The following is a 21,644-nucleotide window of genomic DNA, read 5'->3' on the forward strand; positions in this document are numbered from 1 at the left end:
TGAAAAAGCGTTGGAAGCTTTTGCCGTGCACACCGAACGATCCCCGGCGCGCACGCTGCGACAGAGCTTACTTGCGCTTGTCCTTGCGCTTCTTCTCGGCCTTCTTGTGGTGGCTCATCAGCCGGCGCTTCTTGTTCACCTGGCGATCGGTAAGCTTGTTCTTGTTGCCCTCGTAGGGGTTCTCGCCCCCCTTGTACTCGATGCGGATCGGCGTACCGACCAGTTTCAGCACGCGGCGGAAGGTGTTTTCCAGGTAGCGGGAGTAGGCACGCGGGACCGCGTCGACCTGGTTACCGTGGATCACGATCAGCGGCGGGTTGGCGCCCCCCAGGTGGGCATAGCGCAGCTTGATGCGGCGACCGTTGACCAGAGGCGGCGCGTGGTCGCTGACGGCATCTTCGAGAATCTGCGTCAGGCGGCTGGTGGGCCAGCGAGTGATGGCCGACTTGAACGAGGCCTGCACCGACTTGTACAGATGGCCGACACCAGTGCCGTGCAACGCCGAGATGAAGTGGATATCGGCGAAGTCGACGAAGAACAGCCGGCGCTCCAGCTCGGTCTTCACGTAATCCTTCTGGCCCTGATCCATGCCGTCCCACTTGTTCAGGGCGATGACCAGCGCGCGACCGCTTTCCAGCACGAAGCCAAGCAGGTTGAGGTCGTGGTCGACCACCCCTTCGCGGGCGTCCATGACGAACACCACGACGTTGGAATCCTGAATGGCCTGCAGCGTCTTGACCACGGAAAACTTCTCCACGGCCTCGAAGATCTTGCCGCGACGACGCACGCCGGCAGTGTCGATCAGGGTGTACTTCTCGTCGTCACGCTCGAACGGGATGTAGATGCTGTCGCGGGTGGTGCCGGCCTGGTCATAGACGATGACCCGCTCTTCACCCAGCATGCGGTTGACCAGGGTCGACTTGCCCACGTTGGGGCGGCCGATGATGGCGAGCTTGATGCCGTCCTTCTCGCTCGGACCGGGAATGCGCTTGGCTTCCTGGCCTTCGAGCACCTCTTCCTCTTCTTCGGCGCCCTCTTCCGGCTCGCCGGCATCCTTGGGGAAGGCGCCAAGCACCACTTCGAGCATCTGGGTGATGCCACGGCCATGAGCACCGGCAATCGCCAGCGGCTCGCCCAGGCCCATGGGGCTGAACTCGGCACGGGCCAGGTCGACGTCGAGGTTGTCGACCTTGTTCACCACCAGGAAGCTCTGCTTGTTACGACGGCGCAGGTGCTCACCGATCATCTGGTCGGAAGCGGTCATGCCGGCGCGCGCGTCCACCAGGAACAGCACGGCATCGGCCTCTTCGATGGCCTGCAGCGACTGCTCGGCCATCTTCGCGTCGATGCCTTCTTCGTCACCGGAAATACCACCGGTGTCGATCACGATATAGGTGCGCCCCTGCCACTTCGCCTCGCCATACTGGCGGTCGCGGGTCAGACCGGACAGGTCGCCGACGATGGCGTCGCGGCTGCGGGTCAGGCGGTTGAAGAGTGTGGACTTGCCGACGTTCGGCCGGCCCACCAGGGCAATTACGGGAACCATCAGGCTCTCCACTTGAGTTAATTCAGAAAATGCAAAGGCCGCTGCAGGGGCAGCGGCCGGAATCTGTTGCGCTGCGGCATCCAAGACTCAGGTCTGGATGCAGCATAGTCGGTTCATTTGATGGTCAGTGCCACCAACTTGCCGCTGTTGCCATAGACGTACAGCCAATCCCCGACCACCAACGGCTGGGCACGCAGGCCATCGCTGTCGATACGGGTACGACCGACGAAACGGCCATCGACCTGGCTCAGCAGATGCAGATAGCCTTCCACATCGCCCACGGCCACATAACTGGAGAACACTTGCGGTGCCGACAGCTGACGACGCGCCAGGGAGTCGTTGCTCCACAACGCCGAGGCACTGCGCTCGTCGATACCTTCGACGGTGCCGCTGGCATGGCTGACGTACACGTTGCCGAAGCCCTGAGCGACGCCTACCGAACTCGAGGCCTCGCGTTGCCACAGCACACGACCGGATTCCAGGTCCATGGCCACGACTCGGCCCTGGTAGCTCACCGCGTAGACAGTGCCACCGGACAGCAGCAGGCCGCCGTCGATGTCCACCACGCGCTCCAGCTCGGAACGACCCTGCGGAATGGCCACACGCTGTTCCCACATAGGCAGGCCGCGCTGGGCGTCGACCGCGACCACCTTGCCACTGGACAGGCCAGCCACCACCAGACGGTTGGTCACCAGCGGAGCGCCAGTGCCGCGCAGGGTCAGTACGGCCGGGGTGTTCTCGACGATCCAGCGCTGGCTACCGGTGCTGGCATCGAAGGCGATCAGGCGATCGTCCTGAGTCTGCACCACGACGATATCGCCGTTGCTGGCCGGCGCAGCCAGCACTTCGCTGGTCACGCGCGAGCGCCACTGTTCTTCACCGTCGCTGGAGTCGAGCGCGATCACTTCGCCCTTGAGCGTACCGACCAGCACCTGGCCGTAGCCGACACCAATGGCGCCGGAAACCGGGATTTCGAGTTTCTTGCGCCAGATGACCTTGCCGCTGGTACGGTCCATGGCCATGACCAGGCCCCCGACGTCGGCGGCGTAGATCACCTCGCCCTCGATGGCCGGTACCAGCATGTTGAAGGTTTCGCCCTGACCGTCACCGACAGAGCGACTCCACTCGGTGCGCAACTCGACTTCTTCGTCGAATTTGGTCAGTTCGGCGGGCGGCAGTTCCTTCTTGCTATTGCTGCTGCAACCCACGACCAGAACGGCCAGAGCCAGCAGTGCGGCATTCTTCCAACGCATCACGTCACGCATCCCCTTTTGCCAGGTCGTCCAGCTTCATCTGCAGACCGCCGACAGCGGCGTCTTCGGCCAGTGCATCCTTGGCCTTCTGATAGGCAGCGTGCGCGTCATCGCTGCGACCCAGCTGTACCAGCAGGTCACCCTTGAGTTCTTCACGGCTGGCGAGGAAGGCATCCTCGACCTGGGCATCGAGCAGCTTCAGCGCATCATCGGTCTTGTCCTGCGCGGCCAGCACACGCGCCAGACGCTGACGTGCCAGCTCACCGAGCGTGGCGTCGGCAGGCTTGTCGAGTACGCGCTGCAGCGCTGCAGCGGCATCGTCGAGGCGGTCAGCCTCGACGGCGACCTTGGCGACGAACAGGCTGCCGTACTGGGCGTAGTGGGTACCGCCGAACTCGTTGTCGAGCTTGCCGGCCAATTCGGCAACCTTCGCGGCGTCGGGCTTGCCGGCCGGGTCCAGTGCGGTTTCCAGCAGTTGCTGGTAAAGCACCGAGGCCCCTTGCGCCTGATTGTCCTGGTATTTCTGCCAGCCCTGCCAGCCGAATACGGCTACCAGTGCCAGTGCGCCACCGGCCAGCAAAGGCTTGCCGTTACGATTCCACCAGTCCTTCAGTTGCGCGATCTCTTCGTCTTCGGTCTGCATGTCTAACCCCGTACTCCTAATCGAGAGCCTGCTCAGGCCTGCTGGCAGGCAGCCAGATGCTCAGCCAGAGCATCCCAGGCAACACTTTGTTGTTCACTGTCGTCGCGCAGCGGTTTGCAACCTACCACGCGCCCTGCCAATTCGTCGTCCCCCAGAATCAGCGCATAGCGTGCGCCGCTCTTGTCGGCCTTCTTGAACTGGCTCTTGAAACTGCCACCACCGGAGTTGAGCAACAGGCGCAGCCCCGGCAACTCGTCGCGCAGACGCTCGACCAGCGTCAGCGCCGCCAGCTCAGCCGCCTCGCCGAAGGCGCAGACGTAGACATCGGCGGCACGGTTGAGCTCGACCGGCAGCAACTGCAGGGTATCGAGCAGCAGCACCAGGCGCTCGACGCCCATGGCGAAGCCGACACCCGGCGTAGCCTTGCCGCCCAGTTGCGCCACCAGGCCATCGTAACGGCCGCCGGCACATACCGTGCCCTGGGCGCCGAGCTTGTCGGTGACCCACTCGAACACGGTGCGATTGTAGTAATCCAGGCCACGCACCAGCTTGTGGTTGATCTGGTAGCGAATGCCAGCCGCATCCAGGCGCGCCTTGACGCCCTCGAAGTGCAGGCGCGACTCCTCATCGAGGTAGTCGCCCAGCGTCGGTGCGCCCACCAGCGCGGCTTGGGTCGCCTCGTTCTTGCTGTCGAGGATGCGCAACGGATTGGTGGTCAGACGGCGCTGGCTGTCTTCGTCGAGCTGATCGAAGCGCTCCTGCAGGTAAGCCACCAGTGCCTCGCGATAAGCCGCACGCGCCTCGCTGGAACCCAGGCTGTTGAGCTGCAGGGTCACGGCATCGGCCAGGCCGAGCGTCTTCCACAGGCGCCAGGTGAGCACGATCAGCTCGGCATCGACGTCCGGCCCAGGCAGGTTGAAGGCTTCAACGCCCACCTGATGGAACTGGCGATAGCGGCCTTTCTGCGGCTTCTCGTAACGGAACATGGGGCCGGCGTACCAGAGCTTCTGCACCTGGCCACCCCCGGACAGACCATGCTCGAGCACGGCGCGTACGCAACCGGCAGTGCCCTCGGGACGCAAGGTCAGGGATTCTTCGTTGCGGTCGAGGAAGGTGTACATCTCCTTGTCGACCACGTCGGTACCCTCGCCGATGCCACGAGCGAACAGTTCGGTGTACTCGACGATGGGCAGGCGGATTTCCTTGTAGCCATAGCCATCGAGCAGGCTGACCAGGGTACTTTCCAGGTAGCGCCAGGCAGGTGTCTGCTCCGGCAGGATGTCGTTCATGCCACGAATGGCTTGCAGGGACTTGCTCAATTGTATTCCTTACGCACGGATCAGCCGCGCACGATCACGGCGGCATCGGCGGCGACCTTTTCGGCTGCCTTGTCGCGAATGAGCTTCTCCAGCTCGTCCACCAGATTTTCATTGGTCAACTTCGAGGCCGGCTTGCCGTCGATGTAGACCAGGTTGTTCGGGCTACCGCCCGTGAGGCCGATATGCGCCTCCTTGGCTTCACCGGGACCATTGACCACGCAGCCGATCACGGCCACATCCAGCGGCACCAGCAGATCTTCGACGCGGGCCTCCAGCTCGTTCATGGTCTTGACCACATCGAAGTTCTGCCGCGAGCAGCTCGGGCAGGCGATGAAGTTGATGCCTCGCGAACGCAGGCGCAAAGACTTGAGAATGTCGAAGCCGACCTTGATCTCTTCCACCGGGTCGGCGGCCAGCGAGATGCGGATGGTATCGCCAATTCCGTCGGCCAGCAGCATGCCCAGGCCCACGGCGGACTTTACCGTACCGGAGCGCAGACCGCCGGCTTCGGTGATGCCCAGGTGCAGTGGCTGCTCGATCTGCTTGGCCAGCAGGCGATAGGCCTCCACGGCCATGAACACATCCGATGCCTTTACGCTGACCTTGAAGTCCGGGAAATTGAGACGATCGAGGTGCTCGACGTGACGTAGCGCGGACTCGACCAAGGCTTCGGGAGTCGGCTCGCCGTACTTCTTCTGCAGATCCTTTTCCAGTGAGCCGGCATTGACGCCGATGCGGATCGGGATGCCCTTGTCACGGGCAGCCTCGACCACCGCCCTGACGCGATCTTCACGGCCGATGTTGCCGGGGTTGATCCGCAGGCAGTCGACGCCCAGCTCAGCCACGCGCAGCGCGATCTGGTAGTCGAAGTGAATATCGGCCACCAGCGGGACACGCACCTGCTGCTTGATCAGGCCGAAGGCTTCGGCGGCATCCATGTCCGGCACCGAGACGCGCACGATATCGGCGCCGGCATCTTCCAGGCGCTGAATCTGCGCCACGGTAGCGGCCACATCGTTGGTGTCGGTGTTGGTCATGCTCTGCACCGCGATCGGCGCATCGCCGCCCACCGGTACCGAGCCAACCCAGATCTTGCGCGACAGTCGGCGCTTGATCGGCGATTCGCAATGCATGCTTTACAACCCCAGTTTCAGGCGCGCGGTTTCGCCAGTCATGTGCGGCGCAATGTCCACGCTTTCGCCGTTGTAGGTCACTTGGGCGCCACGGGCAAAGCCCAGGCGCAGCTCCAGCGGCGCCTTGCCGGCAAGTTCGAGGCGCTCACCACTGCGCTTGAGTGCACTGAGCAGGACCTTGCCGTCGGCATCGGTAACCTGAGTCCAGCAATCGGCAGTGAACTGCACGTTGAGCGCGCCCTGCCCGGCAGCAACGGCGACAGGTGCAGCCGGTTCGGCGACAGACGCAGACGGCGTGGCAGCGACTGCCGGCGCGCTCGCCACAGGAGCAGCAGGAGCTTCTGGTGCGCTTTCCGTGGTGCCTGCTTCGACAGCAGGGACAGGCTGCTCCATGGAAACAGCCTCTTCTGCTGTTTCACCTGGCGCCTCCGGCAGCAGCAGTGGGGTGCCCTGCTCGCCACCCTGAGCAGCGATTACCGCCTGGTCTTCCGGCTCGGCGAGCGAGTGAACCTGAGTAGTACCGTCGGCACCCTCCACTTCCACATGCTCGAGCCCCAGATCAGCCAGGCTGGCAACCGGACGGCCCTGATCCTGCCACCAGAGAAAACCCGCGCCGATCAATGCCAGCAGCAGCAGGAAACTCACCAGGCGCAGGATGCTCTGCGAATAACGAACGGGCTCTTCGATGCGGCCAAGCGCGTGCACGCTGCTGCCAGTGGCATCGGTCCCGGTGAACTGATCGAACTCCAGCACCAGCCGGTTCTGGTCCATCTCGAGAAGCTTGGCATAGGCGCGAATGTAACCCCGGGCGAAGGTGGTACCCGGCAGTTTGTCGAACGCTCCGGCTTCGATCTGGGCAAGGCGCTGCGGGGTCAGGTTGAGCTGAGTCGCCACTTCGGCGACGCTCCACCCCTTGACCTCCCGGGCCTGGCGCAGACTTTCACCCGGGTTGCTCGGCGCCGGCTGAGTCACTTCGCTATGTGCCGCTTTCATTGTTGCCCCGAAACAAATTGCTGATATTCCTGAGAGGCCGGATACAGGCGACGCAACTGCAGACCCAGGCTGGCGGCCCGATCACGATCCTCGAACACCTCGGCCAGACGCGCGCCGAGCAGCAGGCTGCGCGCATTCTGTGGCGCTATTTCGCTGTAGCTGTCGTAGTAGGCACGAGCCGGTACGTATTCTTTGTCCTCGTAGGACATCGCCGCCATTTCCAGTAATGCGCGCGGCTGTCTGCTACTCAGGCGCAAGGCGCGCTGGAAGTATTCTTTGGCCTGCTCGCGCTGGCCGAGTTGCACAGCAGTCATACCCAGGTTCTCGAAAACCCGCGAGCGCTCCGGATAGAGGTTGTCCTCGGCGGCCTTGAGGTACGTGCTCATCGCCTCCTTGTAGCGCTTCTGCTCGAACAGGAAGCCACCGTAATTGTTGAGCAGGCGGGCATCATCCGAGCGCTGGGACAGCGCCTTGCGAAAATGCTCATCGGCCAGCTTCGGTTCCATCTCCAGCTGGAAGGCCAGAGCCAAGGCGGCATGCGCGTCGGCACTGGACGAATCCAGATCGAGGGCATTCTTCAGCGGCACCTTGGCGCGCTGGGTATCGCCCTGCTGGATATAGGCAAGCCCCAGTTGCACATAGGCATCACGTGCTTCGTCACGCCCTTTCGCCGTACGCATGGGGTCGACATCGCCCGTGGTCACACAACCAGCAAGCAGACTGACAACGAGCAACAACAGCGCTGGGCGCAGGGTCATAGACATCCTCTCTTCAATTTCGATTGGTGGCAGCATGAGGCTCTTGCGCCTCGTTGCCCAACTGGCGCACGGCGATGTAGCGCTCGCTGCGCCGAGTACGGTCCATGACCTGGCCAACCAACTGGCCACAGGCAGCATCGATATCGTCACCACGGGTAGTACGTACCGTGACGTTATGGCCAGCCTTGTGCAACAGGTCCTGGAAGCGGCGAATGGCGTTATTGCTCGGCCGCTCGTACCCCGAGAAGGGGAAGGGATTAAACGGAATCAGGTTGATCTTGCAAGGTACATCGGCCAGAAGTGCGATCATCTGCTCAGCGTGCTCGGGCTGATCGTTGACACCCTTGAGCAGGGTGTACTCGATGGTCAGCACACGCTTCTCGCCAAGCTTGGAGATATAGCGCTTGCAGGCGGCCAGGAGCACTTCCAGCGGGTATTTCTTGTTGATCGGTACCAACTGGTTGCGCAGTTCGTCGTTGGGCGCGTGCAGCGACAGGGCCAGGGACACGTCGATGACTTCAGCCAGCTTGTCGATCATCGGCACCACGCCGGAGGTGGACAGGGTCACCTTGCGCTTGGAAATGCCGTAGCCAAGGTCGTCCATCATGATCTGCATGGCAGAGACGACGTTATCGAAGTTCAGCAGCGGCTCGCCCATGCCCATCATCACCACGTTGGTGATGGCACGGTCGACCTTGGCCGGCACGCTGCCGAAGGATTTGTTGGCGATCCACACCTGACCGATGATCTCGGCGCTGGTCAGGTCGCTGTTGAAGCCTTGTTTGCCGGTGGAGCAGAAGCTGCAGTCCAGGGCGCAACCGGCCTGCGACGACACACACAGGGTGCCACGGCCGTTCTGCGGGATATACACGGTTTCCACACAGCTGCCCGACGCCACCCGCACTACCCACTTGCGCGTGCCATCGGCGGAAATGTTTTCGCTGACCACTTCCGGGCCGCGAATCTCGGCAGAGGCCTCGAGCTTTTCGCGCAAGACCTTGCCGACATTGGTCATGGCGGCGAAATCATCGACGCCAAAGTGGTGAATCCATTTCATAACCTGGCCGGCACGGAAACGCTTCTCGCCGATGGACTCGAAGAACTGTTCCATTTCCGGCTGGGTCAGGCCCAGCAGGTTGATCTTGCCGGTGGTATTGGTCATGGCTTCACCCTCGCTTCATTCGCCAATCAGCGAATGCGCGCGCACAGCTCGGTAGCGGAGAAGAAGTAAGCGATCTCGCGCGCAGCGGAAGCTTCGGAGTCCGAACCGTGAACGGCGTTTTCGTCGATGGACACGGCGAAATCGGCGCGGATGGTGCCGGCAGCCGCTTCTTTCGGGTTGGTGGCGCCCATCAGCTCACGGTTTTTCAGAACGGCATCTTCGCCTTCCAGAACCTGAACGATGACCGGACCGGAGGTCATGAAGGCCACCAGGTCCTTGAAGAAGCCGCGCTCGCTGTGCTCAGCGTAGAAACCAGCGGCTTCACGCTCGGACAGTTGCACCATCTTCGAAGCGACGACGCGCAGACCGGCTTTTTCAAAACGGGTGGTGATCTCACCGATGACGTTCTTGGCAACGGCGTCAGGCTTGATGATGGAGAAAGTACGTTGAACAGCCATGTGAAGCTCCAGAAACTTTAGGGTTAAAGCGAAAAATTAAACCCGCGAATTATACGCGGGTTCCGGTTAAAAGCGTAGGGCAGGCGCCGTAAGCGCCTGTTTCAGTCAAGCTCTTCGATCCAGGCGGCCTGTATCGCCTCCAGCACCTTCTCTCCCCCACGCTGCGGGTCATCGGAGAACTCCGGCAACTCCACGACCCAGCGGTGAAGATCGACGAAGTTGACGTAGCGCGGATCGACATCCGGCTTCTGCTCGCTCAACTCGATGGCGATATCCAGTACATCGGCCCATTTCAGACTCATGATGACGCTTCCTGGTTAACGTGAACGTCGCGTCGCGACACCTTCCCTCGAGCCCTTCTCCCCTCGGGAGAAGGTGGCGCGAAGCGCCGGACGAGGGGCTCGGCCATGCCCGTCAGTGCGGCGCTTCGGCCGCGTGATTGAGCGAATACTTGGGAATCTCGACGGTGATATCTTCCTCGCCGACGATGGCCTGACAGGCCAGACGAGACTGAGCCTCGAGCCCCCAGGCCTTGTCCAGGTAGTCCTCTTCCAGCTCGTCAGCCTCGTTCAGCGAGTCGAAGCCCTCGCGCACGATGCAGTGACAGGTGGTGCAGGCACAGACACCACCACAGGCGCTCTCCATCTCGATATGGTGCTCGTGCGCCAGCTCGAGGATGGAAACTCCAGGCTCGGCCTCCACCACCAGGCCATCCGGGCAGAATCGCTCGTGAGGCAGAAAAATTACCTGCGGCATCAATTATTCCTCGATCTCATTCAGATTGCGCCCGGCCAGCGCGGCCTTGACCGTCGAATCCAGGCGTCTGGCCGCGAAAGCGTCAGTGACCTGCGACAGGCGCTTGGTCTGCCGCTCGATCGCCAGACCATCGTTGCCCGCAAGCAGGTCGCGTAATTCCTGCACCTGCAGCCCTATGACCTCGCGCTCCTCGGCATCCAGCAGGCGCTCGCCATCGGCCTGCAGCGCCGCCTCGACCGCCTCGATCAGACGCTGACCATCGACCTGCTGCTCACGCAGCGCGCGAGCAGCCTTGTCGTCCCCGGCGTTCTGGAAGGAGTCCTGCAGCATGCGTGCAATTTCGCCATCGGTCAGGCCATAAGACGGCTTGACCTGAATGCTCGCCTCGACGCCGGAACCCAGCTCCCGCGCGGCAACGCTGAGCAGGCCATCGGCGTCGACCTGGAAGGTCACGCGAATCTTCGCCGCCCCCGCCACCATCGGCGGAATGCCGCGCAACTCGAAGCGCGCCAGGGAGCGGCAATCGGCGATCAACTCACGCTCGCCCTGCAGCACGTGAATCATCATGGCCGTCTGGCCATCCTTGTAAGTGGTGAATTCCTGCGCGCGCGCCACCGGGATGGTGGTGTTGCGCGGGATCACCTTCTCCATCAGCCCGCCCATGGTTTCCAGGCCGAGCGACAGAGGGATCACGTCCAGCAGCAGCAACTCTTCACCATCGTCACGCTGATTGCCGGCCAGGGCATCGGCCTGGATCGCCGCACCAATGGCCACCACCTGGTCCGGATCGATATTGGTCAGCGGCGCACGACCGAACAGCTCGCCGACGGCCTCACGCACACGCGGCACGCGGGTGGAGCCACCGACCATGACCACCGCGCCCACCTCTTCCAGCTCGACGCCGGAATCACGCACGGCGCGACGACAAGCCTTGAGACTGCGCGCCACCATCGGCTCGATCAGCGCCTCGAACTGCCCGCGCGACAGCGAACCGCGCCACTCACCGTGACTCAGTTCGACGCTATCGGCATCCGTCAGCCCTTCCTTGGCCACACAGGCGGCCTGCAGCAGACTGCGCTGGGTCGCCGGATCGAGATCACTGGAAATACCGGCCTGCTGGATGATCCAGTCGGCCACGGCATGATCGAAGTCGTCACCACCCAACGCGCTGTCGCCGCCGGTAGCCAGCACCTCGAACACGCCGCCGGTCAGGCGCAGGATGGAAATGTCGAACGTACCGCCGCCCAGGTCATAGATGGCGACCACACCTTCGGCCTTCTGATCCAGTCCGTAGGCGACGGCAGCGGCAGTAGGCTCATTGAGCAGACGCAGCACGGTCAGACCGGCCAGGCGCGCAGCGTCCTTGGTGGCCTGACGCTGGGCGTCATCGAAATAAGCCGGAACGGTAATCACCGCGCCGACCAGCTCACCGCCCAGGGTCTGCTCTGCACGCAAGCGCAGGGCCCTGAGAATTTCCGCCGAGACTTCGACCGGGCTCTTCGCCCCCTGCACCGTCTCGATGAAGGGCATGTGCGACTCGCCTGCCGCGAAGCGGTAGGGCATCTGCTCGCCGAGCTGATGCACGTCGGCGATACCGCGCCCCATCAGGCGCTTGACCGACAGCACGGTATTGAGCGGATCGCTGGCAGCCGCCAGCTTGGCCGCTTCGCCGACCTCGATGCTTCCAGCGTGGTAACGCACCGCAGACGGCAGGATGACCTTGCCGTCATCGTCGGCCAGGGGCTCGGCCAGGCCGCTGCGCACAGCGGCCACCAGCGAGTTGGTGGTACCCAGGTCAATACCCACCGCCAGACGACGCTGGTGCGGTTGCGGGCTCTGCCCGGGCTCGGCGATCTGCAATAAGGCCATGGTCTTCTTGAAGTCATCAGGCAGGCTGCCGTGGCAACCTGCAGGTTAATCGTCGAGGCGCTCTTCTAACTGGCGCACTTCATGGGAGAGCTTGTCGAGAAACTGCATGCGGCGCATCAGGCGCTCGGCCTCTTCACGACGGGCCTCGTCATCCCAGCATGCAGCGAAGCGCTCGTTGAGCTGCTCCTGCGCTGTTTTCAGGCGACGCTTGAAGGCTGCGACACCGGCGAGATCGGCGTCATCCTGCAGTTCTTCCAACTCTTCACGCAGCTGCATTTGCTGCAGGAGGAAGTCAGGATCCTGCACCGTCACTTCCAATGGCAGCTCGGGGCCACGCATTGCAAGCAGGTAGCGCGCACGCTGGGACGGCGTTTTCAGAACCTGATACGCCTCGTTGAGGCAGGCCGAGCGCTCGAGCGCAAGGCGCTGCTCACGCTCACCGGCATCGGCGAAACGGTCCGGATGAACCTGACGCGCCAGCTCACGATAGCGAACAGCCAGCTGCTCCATATCGAGACGGAAGCTCGGCTGCAGGTCGAACAGGGCGAAATGACAAGGATTACCCACGCGAGCGCCTCAAACGTTGAAGCTTTCGCCGCAACCGCATTCGCCGCGCACGTTGGGGTTGATGAACTTGAAGCCCTCGTTGAGGCCTTCCTTGACGAAGTCCAGTTCGGTGCCATCGAGATAGACCAGGCTCTTGGGATCGATGATCACCTTGACGCCATGGCTCTCGAATACCTGATCCTCTGCCGCCAGCTCATCGACGAACTCGAGCACGTAGGCCAGGCCGGAACAACCGGTAGTGCGCACACCGAGGCGAATGCCCTCACCCTTGCCGCGCCCTTCAAGAGAGCGTTGCACGTGGCGGGCAGCTGCTTCAGACATGGTGATGGCCATTACAAACCTCGTATCAGAGCAAGCCTTTCTTCTGCTTGTAGTCGCGCACGGCAGCCTTGATGGCATCTTCGGCGAGCACGGAGCAGTGAATCTTCACCGGCGGCAGCGCCAGTTCTTCGGCGAGCTGGGTGTTCTTGATGCTCTCGGCCTCATCCAGGGTCTTGCCCTTCATCCACTCGGTCGCGAGGGAGCTGGAGGCGATAGCGGAACCGCAACCGTAGGTCTTGAACTTGGCGTCTTCGATAACGCCGCTCTCGCTGACCTTGATCTGCAGGCGCATCACGTCGCCGCAGGCGGGCGCGCCGACCATGCCGGTACCGACATCAGGGTCTTCGGCGTTCAGCTTGCCGACGTTACGCGGGTTTTCGTAGTGGTCGATGACCTTGTCACTGTAAGCCATGTTGTACTTCCTCTCTCATCAGGTGCCGCTCTTCAGGCAGGATCGCCCATCGAGCGATCCACCTCGGCAGCTATCAGTGTGCTGCCCATTCCACGGAGGAAATGTCGACACCTTCTTTGAACATATCCCACAGGGGCGACAGCTCGCGCAGCTTGTCCACGGCCTCACGGACCTTGGCAGCGGCGTAGTCGACCTCTTCTTCGGTAGTGAAACGGCCGAAGGTGAAGCGAATCGAGCTATGCGCCAGTTCGTCGTTGCGGCCCAGGGCGCGCAGCACGTAGGACGGCTCCAGGGAAGCCGAGGTGCATGCCGAACCGGACGATACGGCGAGGTCCTTGAGCGCCATGATCAGCGACTCGCCCTCGACGTAGTTGAAACTCAGGTTGAGGTTGTGCGGCACGCGAGCAGTCAGGCTGCCATTCACGTACAGCTCTTCCATGTCTTCCAGTTGGCGGTAGAAACGATCACGCAGGGCAGCGATACGCTGATTTTCTGCAGCCATTTCTTCCTTGGCGATACGGAACGCTTCCCCCATGCCGACGCACTGGTGAGTGGCCAGGGTACCCGACCGCATGCCGCGCTCGTGACCGCCACCGTGAGTCTGCGCTTCGAGACGCACGCGCGGCTTGCGGCGCACGTAAAGAGCACCGACGCCCTTGGGGCCATAGGTCTTGTGCGCGGAGAACGACATCAGGTCGACCTTCATCTTCTCCAGATCGATGTCCACCTTGCCGGTGGACTGCGCCGCATCGACATGCAGCAGCACGCCACGGGAGCGGGTCAGCTCGCCGATGGCTGCGATGTCGTTGATGGTGCCGATCTCGTTGTTGACGTGCATCACCGACACCAGCACGGTGTCCTCACGCAGCGCAGCCTCGATCATGGCCGGGGTGATCAGGCCGTCTTCACCCGGTTCCAGGTAGGTCACTTCGAAACCTTCGCGCTCGAGCTGACGCGTGGTGTCCAGCACCGCCTTGTGCTCGATCTTCGAGGTAATGATGTGCTTGCCCTTGCTGGTGTAGAAGTGCGCTACACCCTTGATCGCCAGGTTGTTGGACTCGGTAGCACCGCTGGTCCAGACGATCTCGCGCGGGTCGGCATTGACCAGCTCGGCGACCTGGCGCCGGGAATTCTCCACCGCTTCTTCGGCCTTCCAGCCAAACACGTGGGAGCGCGAAGCCGGGTTGCCAAAGTTACCGTCGACCAGCAGGCATTCACTCATCTTCTGCGCAACACGCGGGTCTACCGGCGTGGTGGCGGAATAATCGAGGTAAATGGGCAATTTCATTGGGTTTCTCCTATCAGGCAAACGCCCTGCTCAGTCGATGGCAGACGCTTCAATCTTATCCAGGCGCGGCGTCCTGCCGTTGCAGCGGCGCTGGTCCTGGCGCAACGCGACCTCTTGAACCTCATGACGCGCGACCAGATCGGCCAGGCTGATGCCACTGAGGAACTCGTGAATCTGCTGACTGAGATCGCACCACAGGTGATGGGTCAGGCAGGTGTCACCAGAATGGCAATCGCCCTGCCCCTGGCAACGCGTGGCATCGACCGACTCGTTGACCGCATCGATCACCTGAGCCACCTGGATGCCGCGCATGTCACGCGAAAGCTGATAGCCGCCACCCGGCCCGCGAACACTGGAGACCAGACTGCCACGGCGCAGCTTGGCGAACAGTTGCTCGAGATAGGACAGGGAGATGCCCTGCCGCTCGGATATATCGGCCAGGGAAACGGGACCGTGCTGTGCGTGCAGCGCCAGATCTAGCATGGCGGTAACGGCGTAACGGCCTTTGGTGGTCAGTCGCATGGCTCTACCACGAATCACTGAATTGCGGCGAAGTATGCAATTTCCGAGTATTTAAGTCAACTATAAGACCGATTGATTTACTCAGGATTGACCGCAAAAAGAGGCGGCATGATAGCAAATGCCGCCTCTGCGCGCATCAGGCAGCAGGCTTGTCGCCCTGCCCCTTGCACACCTCGGCGAAGTCCTCGTCGCGCAACGCAGGCAGAGCTTTGGCACGGTAGTCGCAATCCATCGAGGCCAGCGCCTTGCTGACGTCCTCGAGCCGCCCGTCTACAGCCTGCAGATGATCGAGCAACTGGCCGATGGCGCGCGCCACCGGGTCGGGCATGTCCTGACCAACGCCATAGGCATCGAAACCGATCTTCTCGGCCATGGCCTGACGCTTGGCCTCCTGCTCGTCATCGGACTTGACGATGATCTTGCCTGGAATGCCGACGGCAGTCGCACCAGCCGGCACAGCCTTGGTCACCACCGCATTGGAGCCGATCTTGGCACCCGCACCGACAGTGAACGGCCCCAACACCTTGGCCCCGGCACCAACCACGACACCGTCCTCCAGAGTGGGATGGCGCTTGCCCTTGTTCCAGCTGGTGCCGCCCAGCGTCACACCCTGATAGAGCGTGACGTCATTACCGATCTCGGCGGTCTCGCCAATCACGATACCCATGCCGTGATCGATGAAGAAGCGCCGCCCGATCTTGGCACCCGGATGGATTTCGATACCGGTCATCCAGCGCCCGAAGTTGGACACCACGCGCGCCAGCCACTTCCAACCCGAACGCCACAGAGCATGCGCCACACGATGCAACCAGACCGCATGCAGCCCCGGATAGCAGGTCACCACCTCGAAGGCATTGCGCGCTGCCGGATCACGATGGAAAACACTTTGGATATCTTCTCGAATGCGCTCAAACATCAGACTTCCCCTGCTTGTGAGGCTCTCCACGCACGGCCTTCTCTGTCTCGGTCAGGATGCCGCGCAGGATATTCATCTCCAGCTTGCTCACCGCACTGCGCCCATAAAGGCGACGCAGGCGAGTCATCAGGTGCCGTGGCTTCTGCGGATCGAGAAAGCCGATCATCACCAGTACGCGCCGCAGATGACCGTAGAAGGACTCCAGTTCATCTGCCGTCGCTGCCTGGGTGTTGAGCATCGCAGTGGCCTCCAGCTTCTCTACCTTGGTCGGCAGATTCTGCGCCGTGAGCCACGCCATACGAACCTCGTAGGCCAGCACCTGCACCGCCGCCGCCAGATTCAGCGAACTGAACTCGGGATTGGACGGGATATGCACGTGATATTGACATCGCTGCAGCTCCTCGTTGGTCAAGCCGGCGTATTCACGACCGAACACCAACGCCACTTCGCCACCCGCAGCGGCCTGCTCGCAACTGGTCACCCCGCACTCGCGCGGATCCAGCAGCGGCCAGGGAATGCGCCGATCGCGAGCACTGGTACCAATCACCAGACTGCAACCGACCAGCGCCTCTTCAAGACTACCGACGACCTGCGCGGCATCCAGCACATCGGTCGCACCGGACGCGCGCGCCACAGCGTCGCCACTGGGGAAATCCTCCGGCTCGACCAGCACCAGGCGCGACAGACCCATGTTCTTCATCGCCCGCGCCGCGCCGCCGATGTTGCCCGGATGACTGGTGCCCACCAAAACCACGCGAATATTGTCCAGCAACGCAGACACTCTCAGAAATCTTCAGGGGGCAACGATCTTACCCAAGCCCTCCGATTAATGCCATGCAGCGTACAGACGGCGCTTCATCGGCAACGGTTTTCTGCTAACATGGCCGGCTTTCTTTAACGCCCCAGGTGAACCTCCCATGCAGCCCATGCTGAATATCGCCCTGCGCGCCGCTCGCAGCGCCGGTGAAATGATCTTTCGCTCCATCGAGCGCCTGGATGTCATCTCGGTAGACGAGAAGGATGCCAACGATTACGTCACCGAGGTCGACAAGGCCGCCGAGCTGATGATCGTCCAGGCCATCCGCAAGGCCTACCCGACCCACAGTTTCCTGGGGGAAGAAGGTGGCGCCCTGGAAGGCAGTGGCGATGGCGCCGACTATCAGTGGATCATCGACCCGCTGGACGGCACCACCAACTTCATCCGTGGCGTTCCGCACTTCGCCATCAGCATCGCCTGCAAGTACCGCGGTCGCCTCGAGCACGCCATCGTCCTCGATCCGGTTCGCCAGGAAGAGTTCACCGCCAGCCGTGGCCGTGGCGCCGCCCTCAACGGTCGCCGCCTGCGCGTGAGCAACCGCAAGAGCCTGGACGGTGCGCTGCTGGGCACAGGCTTCCCGTTCCGCAACGAGCAGCTGGACAACCTCGAGAACTACCTGGGCATGTTCCGTAGCCTGGTCGGCCAGACCGCCGGCGTCCGCCGTGCCGGTGCCGCCAGCCTGGACCTGGCTTACGTCGCAGCCGGCCGCTACGACGCCTTCTGGGAATTCGGCCTGTCCGAGTGGGACATGGCAGCTGGCGCCCTGCTGATTCAGGAAGCAGGCGGCCTGGTCAGCGATTTCAGCGGCAGCCACGAATTCCTCGAGAAAGGCCAGATCGTTGCCGGCAACACCAAGTGCTTCAAGGCCGTACTGACCGCGATCCAGCCGCACCTGGCACCGTCGATGAAGCGCTGAGCTTCCATCGAGCAATAAAAAATCGCCCGGAGCGATTTTTGACGTCGCGCAGCGACGGCCCGCAGGGTGGCCGCCAAGGATGGCAGGCCACAAAAAAACGCCCCGAGGGGCGTTTTTTTTGCTTTAGATTCTTACTGAGCCTGCTGCACCAGCACCAGCTCACCCTGATCATTGACCGGAATGCGGCTGCCCGGATCACGATCCATGCGCACGGTACCGACCTTCTCGTCCAACTGATACTTCACGTCATAGCCCACCAGCTTCTCACTGGTGTCAGTCACGGTATTGCAGCGGGTTTCGGTGGTCGTATAGGTGTCACGCTGCTGCATGCCTTCCTGAATCTTGTTGCCGGCGTAACCGCCGCCGACCGCACCGGCCACGGTAGCGATCTTCTTGCCGGTTCCGCCACCAACCTGATTACCCAGCAGGCCGCCCGCGATGGCGCCGATAGCGGTGCCGGCAATCTGGTGCTGATCCTGCACCGGGCGCTGACGCGTGACCGTCACGTCCTTGCACACTTCGCGCGGCGTTTTCACGGTTTCATTGACCGGGGTTACGGCCAGCACCTCGGCATAATCCGGGCCGCGATCAACCAGACTGTAGGTGGCGACAGCACCACCAGCGGTCACACCCACAGCACCCAGTACGGCACCTACCAACAGTGATTTATTCATTTCTTGTGTCTCCTAGGCTCGGCGACTCGCGCCCTTTCTCCTTGCCTAGGACAGCAAAAAGCCGCGACAAGTTCGACTGGCCGCGGCTTTCGCTGACTTTCATGAAGCCCGTCACAACATCATGGACGACCGTCGTCTGCCTCGGCCTCGGCCACAGGAGGAATCAGGTCCTCCACGCCGAGCTTCAGCCACACCAGCACCGTGGCACCGATATAGACCGAGGAGTAGGTCCCCACCACCACGCCGACCAGCAAGGTCAGGGCGAAGGCTGCCAGCACGTCACCACCGAAGAACAGCAACGCCAGCAGCGCCAGCGCAGTGGACAGCGAGGTAGCGATGGTACGCAGCAGAGTCTGGGTGATCGACACGTCGATGTTCTCGATCAGCGAGGTCTTGCGCAGCACGCGGAAGTTCTCGCGAATCCGGTCGTAGATGATGATGGTGTCGTTGAGCGAGTAACCGATCATTGCCAAGATCGCCGCCAACACCGTCAGGTCGAAGGGAATCTGGAAGAACGCCAGCACACCCAGGGTGATCACCACGTCGTGCACCAGGGATGCGATCGCACCGACACCGAACTTCCACTGAAAGCGGAAAGCCAGGTAGAGCATGATCCCGCCCAGCGCCAGAAGCATGGCGATACCACCCTGGTCACGCAGCTCCTCACCCACCTGCGGGCCGACGAACTCGACGCGCTTGACCTCGAAACGCGAGGCCTCGTCGACCTTGCGCAGCGCGGCCGCGACCTCATTGCCCAGATCAGGGGAATCGCCAGCCAGACGTACCAGCACATCGGTACTGGCGCCAAAGCTCTGCACCACGGCGTCGGCATAACCCGCCTGACCCAGTTCGGTCTTGATCAGATCAAGGTTGGCCGGCTGCTCATACTGCAGCTCGATCAGGGTGCCACCGGTGAAATCCAGGCCGAAATTCAGCCCCTTGGAAAACAGCGCGCCGAGACCGATCAGCGTCAGCACGACCGTAATGGAGAAGGCGATATTGCGGATCGCCATGAAACGAATGGTTGACTTGATCATGGCTGCACCTCAGATCCACAGCTTCTTGAAGTTACGGCCACCGAAGATCAGGTTGACCAGGCCACGGGTGAACATGATGGCGGTGAACATCGACGTCATGATGCCCAGCGACAGCGTCACCGCGAAACCCTTCACCGGACCGGTCCCCATGGCGAACAGGATGCCGCCCACCAGCAAGGTGGTCAGGTTACTGTCCAGAATCGCCGAATAGGCACGATCGAAGCCCTCGTGCAGGGCACGCTGCACCGGCAGTCCATTGGCCAGCTCCTCGCGTATCCGCGAGAAAATCAGCACGTTGGCGTCAACCGCCATACCCAGGGTCAGCACGATACCGGCGATACCCGGCAGGGTCAGGGTCGCACCGATCGCCGACATCAGACCGACCAGCAGCACCAGGTTGAATGCCAGGGCAACGGTCGCCAGCACACCGAAGAAGCGATAGATGGCGATGATGAAGAGGGCCACGAAGATCATCGCCCACTCGGTGGAGGCGATACCCTTGGCAATGTTCTCGGCACCCAGGCTCGGGCCGATGGTGCGCTCTTCAGCGAAGTACATCGGCGCCGCCAGGCCACCAGCGCGCAGCAGCAGCGCCAGCTCGGACGACTCGCCCTGGCCGTTCAGACCGGTGATGCGGAACTGGCTACCCAGCGCAGACTGAATGGTCGCCAGGCTGATGATCTTCTTCTCTTCGACGAAAGAAGAAACGGCAACTTCCTGCTCGACGCCATCGATGTTCTGACGCACGTAGCGGGTGACCGGCTTCTGCTCGATGAAGATCACCGCCATGCTGCGACCGACATTGTTGCGCGTGGCGCGATTCATCAGATCGCCGCCGTGACCGTCGAGGCGAATGTTCACCTGCGGACGACCATTCTCGTCGAAACTGGCCTGGGCGTCGGTCACCTGGTCACCGGTGATGATCAGCTCACGCTCGAGCTGGACCGGCGGACGACCTTCCTCGCGAAAACCGAAGGACTCGGTCGCGCCGCGCGGGGCGTCCAGGTCGGCCTGCAAACGGAACTCCAGGTTGGCGGTCTTGCCGAGAATACGCTTGGCCTCGGCAGTGTCCTGCACGCCCGGCAGCTCGACCACGATGCGGTTGGCGCCCTGGCGCTGCACCAGCGGCTCGGCCACACCCAGCTCGTTGACGCGGTTACGCACAGTGGTGAGGTTCTGGCGAATGGAGTACTCGCGAATTTCGGCGATCTTCGCCTGGGTCAGGCCCAACTGCAGGACCTGCTGACCATTGCGCTCGACGGTGGTCAGTTCGAAATCAGTGTAATCCTTGCGGATCAGGCGCTCGGCCTTGTCCAGCGTTTCGCTGTCGGCAAAGCCGAGCTGAATGCGCTGGTTGCTTTCCGGCATGCTGCGGTAGCGAACGCGCTCCTTGCGCAGCAGGCTCTTGATCTCACCTTCATAGACCTTGCGACGCACATCCAGCGCCTTGTCCATGTCGACTTCCAGCAGGAAGTGCACACCACCGGACAGGTCCAGGCCGAGCTTCATAGGGCTCGCACCCAGGTTACGCAGCCAGTCGGGGGTGGTTTGCGCCAGGTTCAGCGCCACGACGTAATCATCGCCCAGCGCGCGACGGACGATGTCCTTGGCCGGCAACTGGTCATCCTGCTTGGTCAGGCGAATCAGACCGCCACGGCCACGCTCGTCGATGCTGGCCGCCTTGACGGAAATGCCGGCGTCCTGCAGCGCTTTGCTGGCACGGTCTATATCCGTCTGCTCGATGCTCAGCGCCGAGCTGGCGCCGCTGATCTGCACGGCAGGATCGTCTGGATAAAGGTTGGGAATGGAGTACACCAGGCCGATTGCCAGAACGGACAAGATCAGCAGGTACTTCCACAGAGGGTATTTATTGAGCATGAACGGGCCGCCCGTTTAAAACGCGGGGCGCTATGAGCGCCCCGTGGAATGGAAAAACCGAGAACCGAATCAGATGGCTTTCAGCGTGCCCTTGGGCAGAGTGGCAGCGATGGCCTGCTTCTGGAATTTCAGCTCGACGGTGTCAGACACCTCGATCACCACGAAATCATCGGCAACCTTGGATACCTTGCCAGCGATGCCACCGCTGGTGACTACTTCGTCACCCTTCTGCAGGTTGCCGAGCAGGTTCTTGTGCTCCTTGGCGCGCTTGGCCTGCGGACGCCAGATCATCAGATAGAAGATGACCAGGAAGCCGACCAGGAAAACCCACTCGAAACCGCTGCCGGCAGGGCCAGCAGCCGCAGTGTCAGCGTAAGCGGCAGGGATCAAAAAGCTCATGTAACAC

24 protein-coding genes are annotated in these 21,644 nt (G+C 62.2%); 1 reads left to right on the top strand and 23 read right to left on the bottom strand.

Features of this window, described 5'->3' with window-relative positions:
- Positions 1-67: 67 nt before the first annotated feature.
- The 19 genes from der to trmJ all read right to left on the bottom strand — a co-directional run bounded on the left by der (position 68) and on the right by trmJ (position 16,688).
- A complete protein-coding gene (der, locus tag ACN0X6_RS12065; RefSeq protein ID WP_017675169.1) occupies positions 68-1,546 on the bottom strand; it encodes a ribosome biogenesis GTPase Der in 1,479 nt (492 codons plus the stop codon).
- A 113-nt stretch (positions 1,547-1,659) separates the two neighbouring features.
- A complete protein-coding gene (gene bamB / locus ACN0X6_RS12070; protein WP_417704180.1) occupies positions 1,660-2,811 on the bottom strand; it encodes an outer membrane protein assembly factor BamB in 1,152 nt (383 codons plus the stop codon).
- The gene (locus ACN0X6_RS12075; protein ID WP_417704182.1) at positions 2,804-3,442 is read right to left on the bottom strand and encodes a tetratricopeptide repeat protein; all 639 of its coding nucleotides are present in this window, start codon (positions 3,440-3,442) and stop codon (positions 2,804-2,806) included. The genes bamB and ACN0X6_RS12075 overlap by 8 nt, the downstream gene beginning before the upstream one ends.
- A gap of 32 nt (positions 3,443-3,474) precedes the next feature.
- Positions 3,475-4,761 (bottom strand): histidine--tRNA ligase, encoded by a 1,287-nt coding sequence (hisS, locus tag ACN0X6_RS12080; RefSeq protein WP_417704183.1) that lies wholly within the window; start codon positions 4,759-4,761, stop codon positions 3,475-3,477.
- A gap of 20 nt (positions 4,762-4,781) precedes the next feature.
- A complete protein-coding gene (gene ispG / locus ACN0X6_RS12085) occupies positions 4,782-5,894 on the bottom strand; it encodes a flavodoxin-dependent (E)-4-hydroxy-3-methylbut-2-enyl-diphosphate synthase (protein WP_160019813.1) in 1,113 nt (370 codons plus the stop codon).
- A 3-nt stretch (positions 5,895-5,897) separates the two neighbouring features.
- Complete coding sequence (locus tag ACN0X6_RS12090) at positions 5,898-6,887, bottom strand: RodZ domain-containing protein (protein ID WP_417704185.1); 990 nt, start codon at positions 6,885-6,887, stop codon at positions 5,898-5,900.
- Positions 6,884-7,645: a type IV pilus biogenesis/stability protein PilW gene (gene pilW / locus ACN0X6_RS12095; RefSeq protein WP_417704186.1), complete on the bottom strand. Its 762-nt coding sequence runs from the start codon at positions 7,643-7,645 to the stop codon at positions 6,884-6,886. The genes ACN0X6_RS12090 and pilW overlap by 4 nt, the downstream gene beginning before the upstream one ends.
- A gap of 13 nt (positions 7,646-7,658) precedes the next feature.
- Positions 7,659-8,807, bottom strand: a complete 1,149-nt coding sequence (rlmN, locus tag ACN0X6_RS12100) for a 23S rRNA (adenine(2503)-C(2))-methyltransferase RlmN (protein WP_417704188.1) — start codon at positions 8,805-8,807, stop codon at positions 7,659-7,661.
- A 26-nt stretch (positions 8,808-8,833) separates the two neighbouring features.
- On the bottom strand, positions 8,834-9,265 hold the full coding sequence (ndk, locus tag ACN0X6_RS12105) for a nucleoside-diphosphate kinase (RefSeq protein WP_072426064.1): 432 nt from the start codon (positions 9,263-9,265) through the stop codon (positions 8,834-8,836).
- 101 nt (positions 9,266-9,366) lie between these two features.
- Positions 9,367-9,567: a Fe-S cluster assembly protein IscX gene (gene iscX / locus ACN0X6_RS12110; protein WP_417704190.1), complete on the bottom strand. Its 201-nt coding sequence runs from the start codon at positions 9,565-9,567 to the stop codon at positions 9,367-9,369.
- Between the two features lie 112 nt (positions 9,568-9,679).
- The gene (gene fdx, locus ACN0X6_RS12115) at positions 9,680-10,021 is read right to left on the bottom strand and encodes an ISC system 2Fe-2S type ferredoxin (protein ID WP_090336096.1); all 342 of its coding nucleotides are present in this window, start codon (positions 10,019-10,021) and stop codon (positions 9,680-9,682) included.
- 3 nt (positions 10,022-10,024) lie between these two features.
- The gene (gene hscA / locus ACN0X6_RS12120) at positions 10,025-11,890 is read right to left on the bottom strand and encodes a Fe-S protein assembly chaperone HscA (RefSeq protein WP_417704191.1); all 1,866 of its coding nucleotides are present in this window, start codon (positions 11,888-11,890) and stop codon (positions 10,025-10,027) included.
- Positions 11,891-11,935: 45 nt separating this feature from the next.
- Positions 11,936-12,457, bottom strand: coding sequence for a co-chaperone HscB (gene hscB / locus ACN0X6_RS12125; RefSeq protein ID WP_417704193.1), 522 nt, complete (start codon positions 12,455-12,457; stop codon positions 11,936-11,938).
- 9 nt (positions 12,458-12,466) lie between these two features.
- On the bottom strand, positions 12,467-12,790 hold the full coding sequence (gene iscA, locus ACN0X6_RS12130; protein ID WP_017675181.1) for an iron-sulfur cluster assembly protein IscA: 324 nt from the start codon (positions 12,788-12,790) through the stop codon (positions 12,467-12,469).
- Between the two features lie 13 nt (positions 12,791-12,803).
- Positions 12,804-13,190, bottom strand: a complete 387-nt coding sequence (gene iscU, locus ACN0X6_RS12135) for a Fe-S cluster assembly scaffold IscU (protein WP_017362576.1) — start codon at positions 13,188-13,190, stop codon at positions 12,804-12,806.
- Between the two features lie 73 nt (positions 13,191-13,263).
- The gene (locus ACN0X6_RS12140; protein ID WP_160019820.1) at positions 13,264-14,478 is read right to left on the bottom strand and encodes an IscS subfamily cysteine desulfurase; all 1,215 of its coding nucleotides are present in this window, start codon (positions 14,476-14,478) and stop codon (positions 13,264-13,266) included.
- 30 nt (positions 14,479-14,508) lie between these two features.
- Complete coding sequence (gene iscR, locus ACN0X6_RS12145) at positions 14,509-15,000, bottom strand: Fe-S cluster assembly transcriptional regulator IscR (protein ID WP_143507536.1); 492 nt, start codon at positions 14,998-15,000, stop codon at positions 14,509-14,511.
- Between the two features lie 136 nt (positions 15,001-15,136).
- On the bottom strand, positions 15,137-15,916 hold the full coding sequence (gene cysE, locus ACN0X6_RS12150; RefSeq protein WP_417704197.1) for a serine O-acetyltransferase: 780 nt from the start codon (positions 15,914-15,916) through the stop codon (positions 15,137-15,139).
- Positions 15,909-16,688 carry a tRNA (cytosine(32)/uridine(32)-2'-O)-methyltransferase TrmJ gene (trmJ, locus tag ACN0X6_RS12155; protein WP_178094771.1) on the bottom strand — a complete coding sequence of 260 codons (780 nt, stop codon included), beginning with the start codon at positions 16,686-16,688 and terminating at the stop codon, positions 15,909-15,911. The genes cysE and trmJ overlap by 8 nt, the downstream gene beginning before the upstream one ends.
- Positions 16,689-16,833: 145 nt before the next feature.
- Here trmJ and suhB point away from each other — a divergent pair, with 145 nt between their 5' ends.
- Positions 16,834-17,649 carry an inositol-phosphate phosphatase gene (gene suhB, locus ACN0X6_RS12160; RefSeq protein ID WP_192984756.1) on the top strand — a complete coding sequence of 272 codons (816 nt, stop codon included), beginning with the start codon at positions 16,834-16,836 and terminating at the stop codon, positions 17,647-17,649.
- 131 nt (positions 17,650-17,780) lie between these two features.
- Here suhB and ACN0X6_RS12165 read toward each other — a convergent pair whose 3' ends face one another.
- The 4 genes from ACN0X6_RS12165 to yajC form a co-directional block, all read right to left on the bottom strand.
- Complete coding sequence (locus tag ACN0X6_RS12165; protein ID WP_417704199.1) at positions 17,781-18,323, bottom strand: glycine zipper 2TM domain-containing protein; 543 nt, start codon at positions 18,321-18,323, stop codon at positions 17,781-17,783.
- A 119-nt stretch (positions 18,324-18,442) separates the two neighbouring features.
- Positions 18,443-19,360, bottom strand: coding sequence for a protein translocase subunit SecF (gene secF / locus ACN0X6_RS12170; RefSeq protein WP_417704201.1), 918 nt, complete (start codon positions 19,358-19,360; stop codon positions 18,443-18,445).
- A gap of 9 nt (positions 19,361-19,369) precedes the next feature.
- Positions 19,370-21,238, bottom strand: a complete 1,869-nt coding sequence (gene secD / locus ACN0X6_RS12175; protein WP_417704203.1) for a protein translocase subunit SecD — start codon at positions 21,236-21,238, stop codon at positions 19,370-19,372.
- Positions 21,239-21,307: 69 nt separating this feature from the next.
- Complete coding sequence (gene yajC, locus ACN0X6_RS12180; protein ID WP_417704205.1) at positions 21,308-21,637, bottom strand: preprotein translocase subunit YajC; 330 nt, start codon at positions 21,635-21,637, stop codon at positions 21,308-21,310.
- Positions 21,638-21,644 lie beyond the last annotated feature (7 nt).

It is taken from the genome of Pseudomonas sp., assembly GCF_048269965.1.
Classification (GTDB): domain Bacteria; phylum Pseudomonadota; class Gammaproteobacteria; order Pseudomonadales; family Pseudomonadaceae; genus Aquipseudomonas.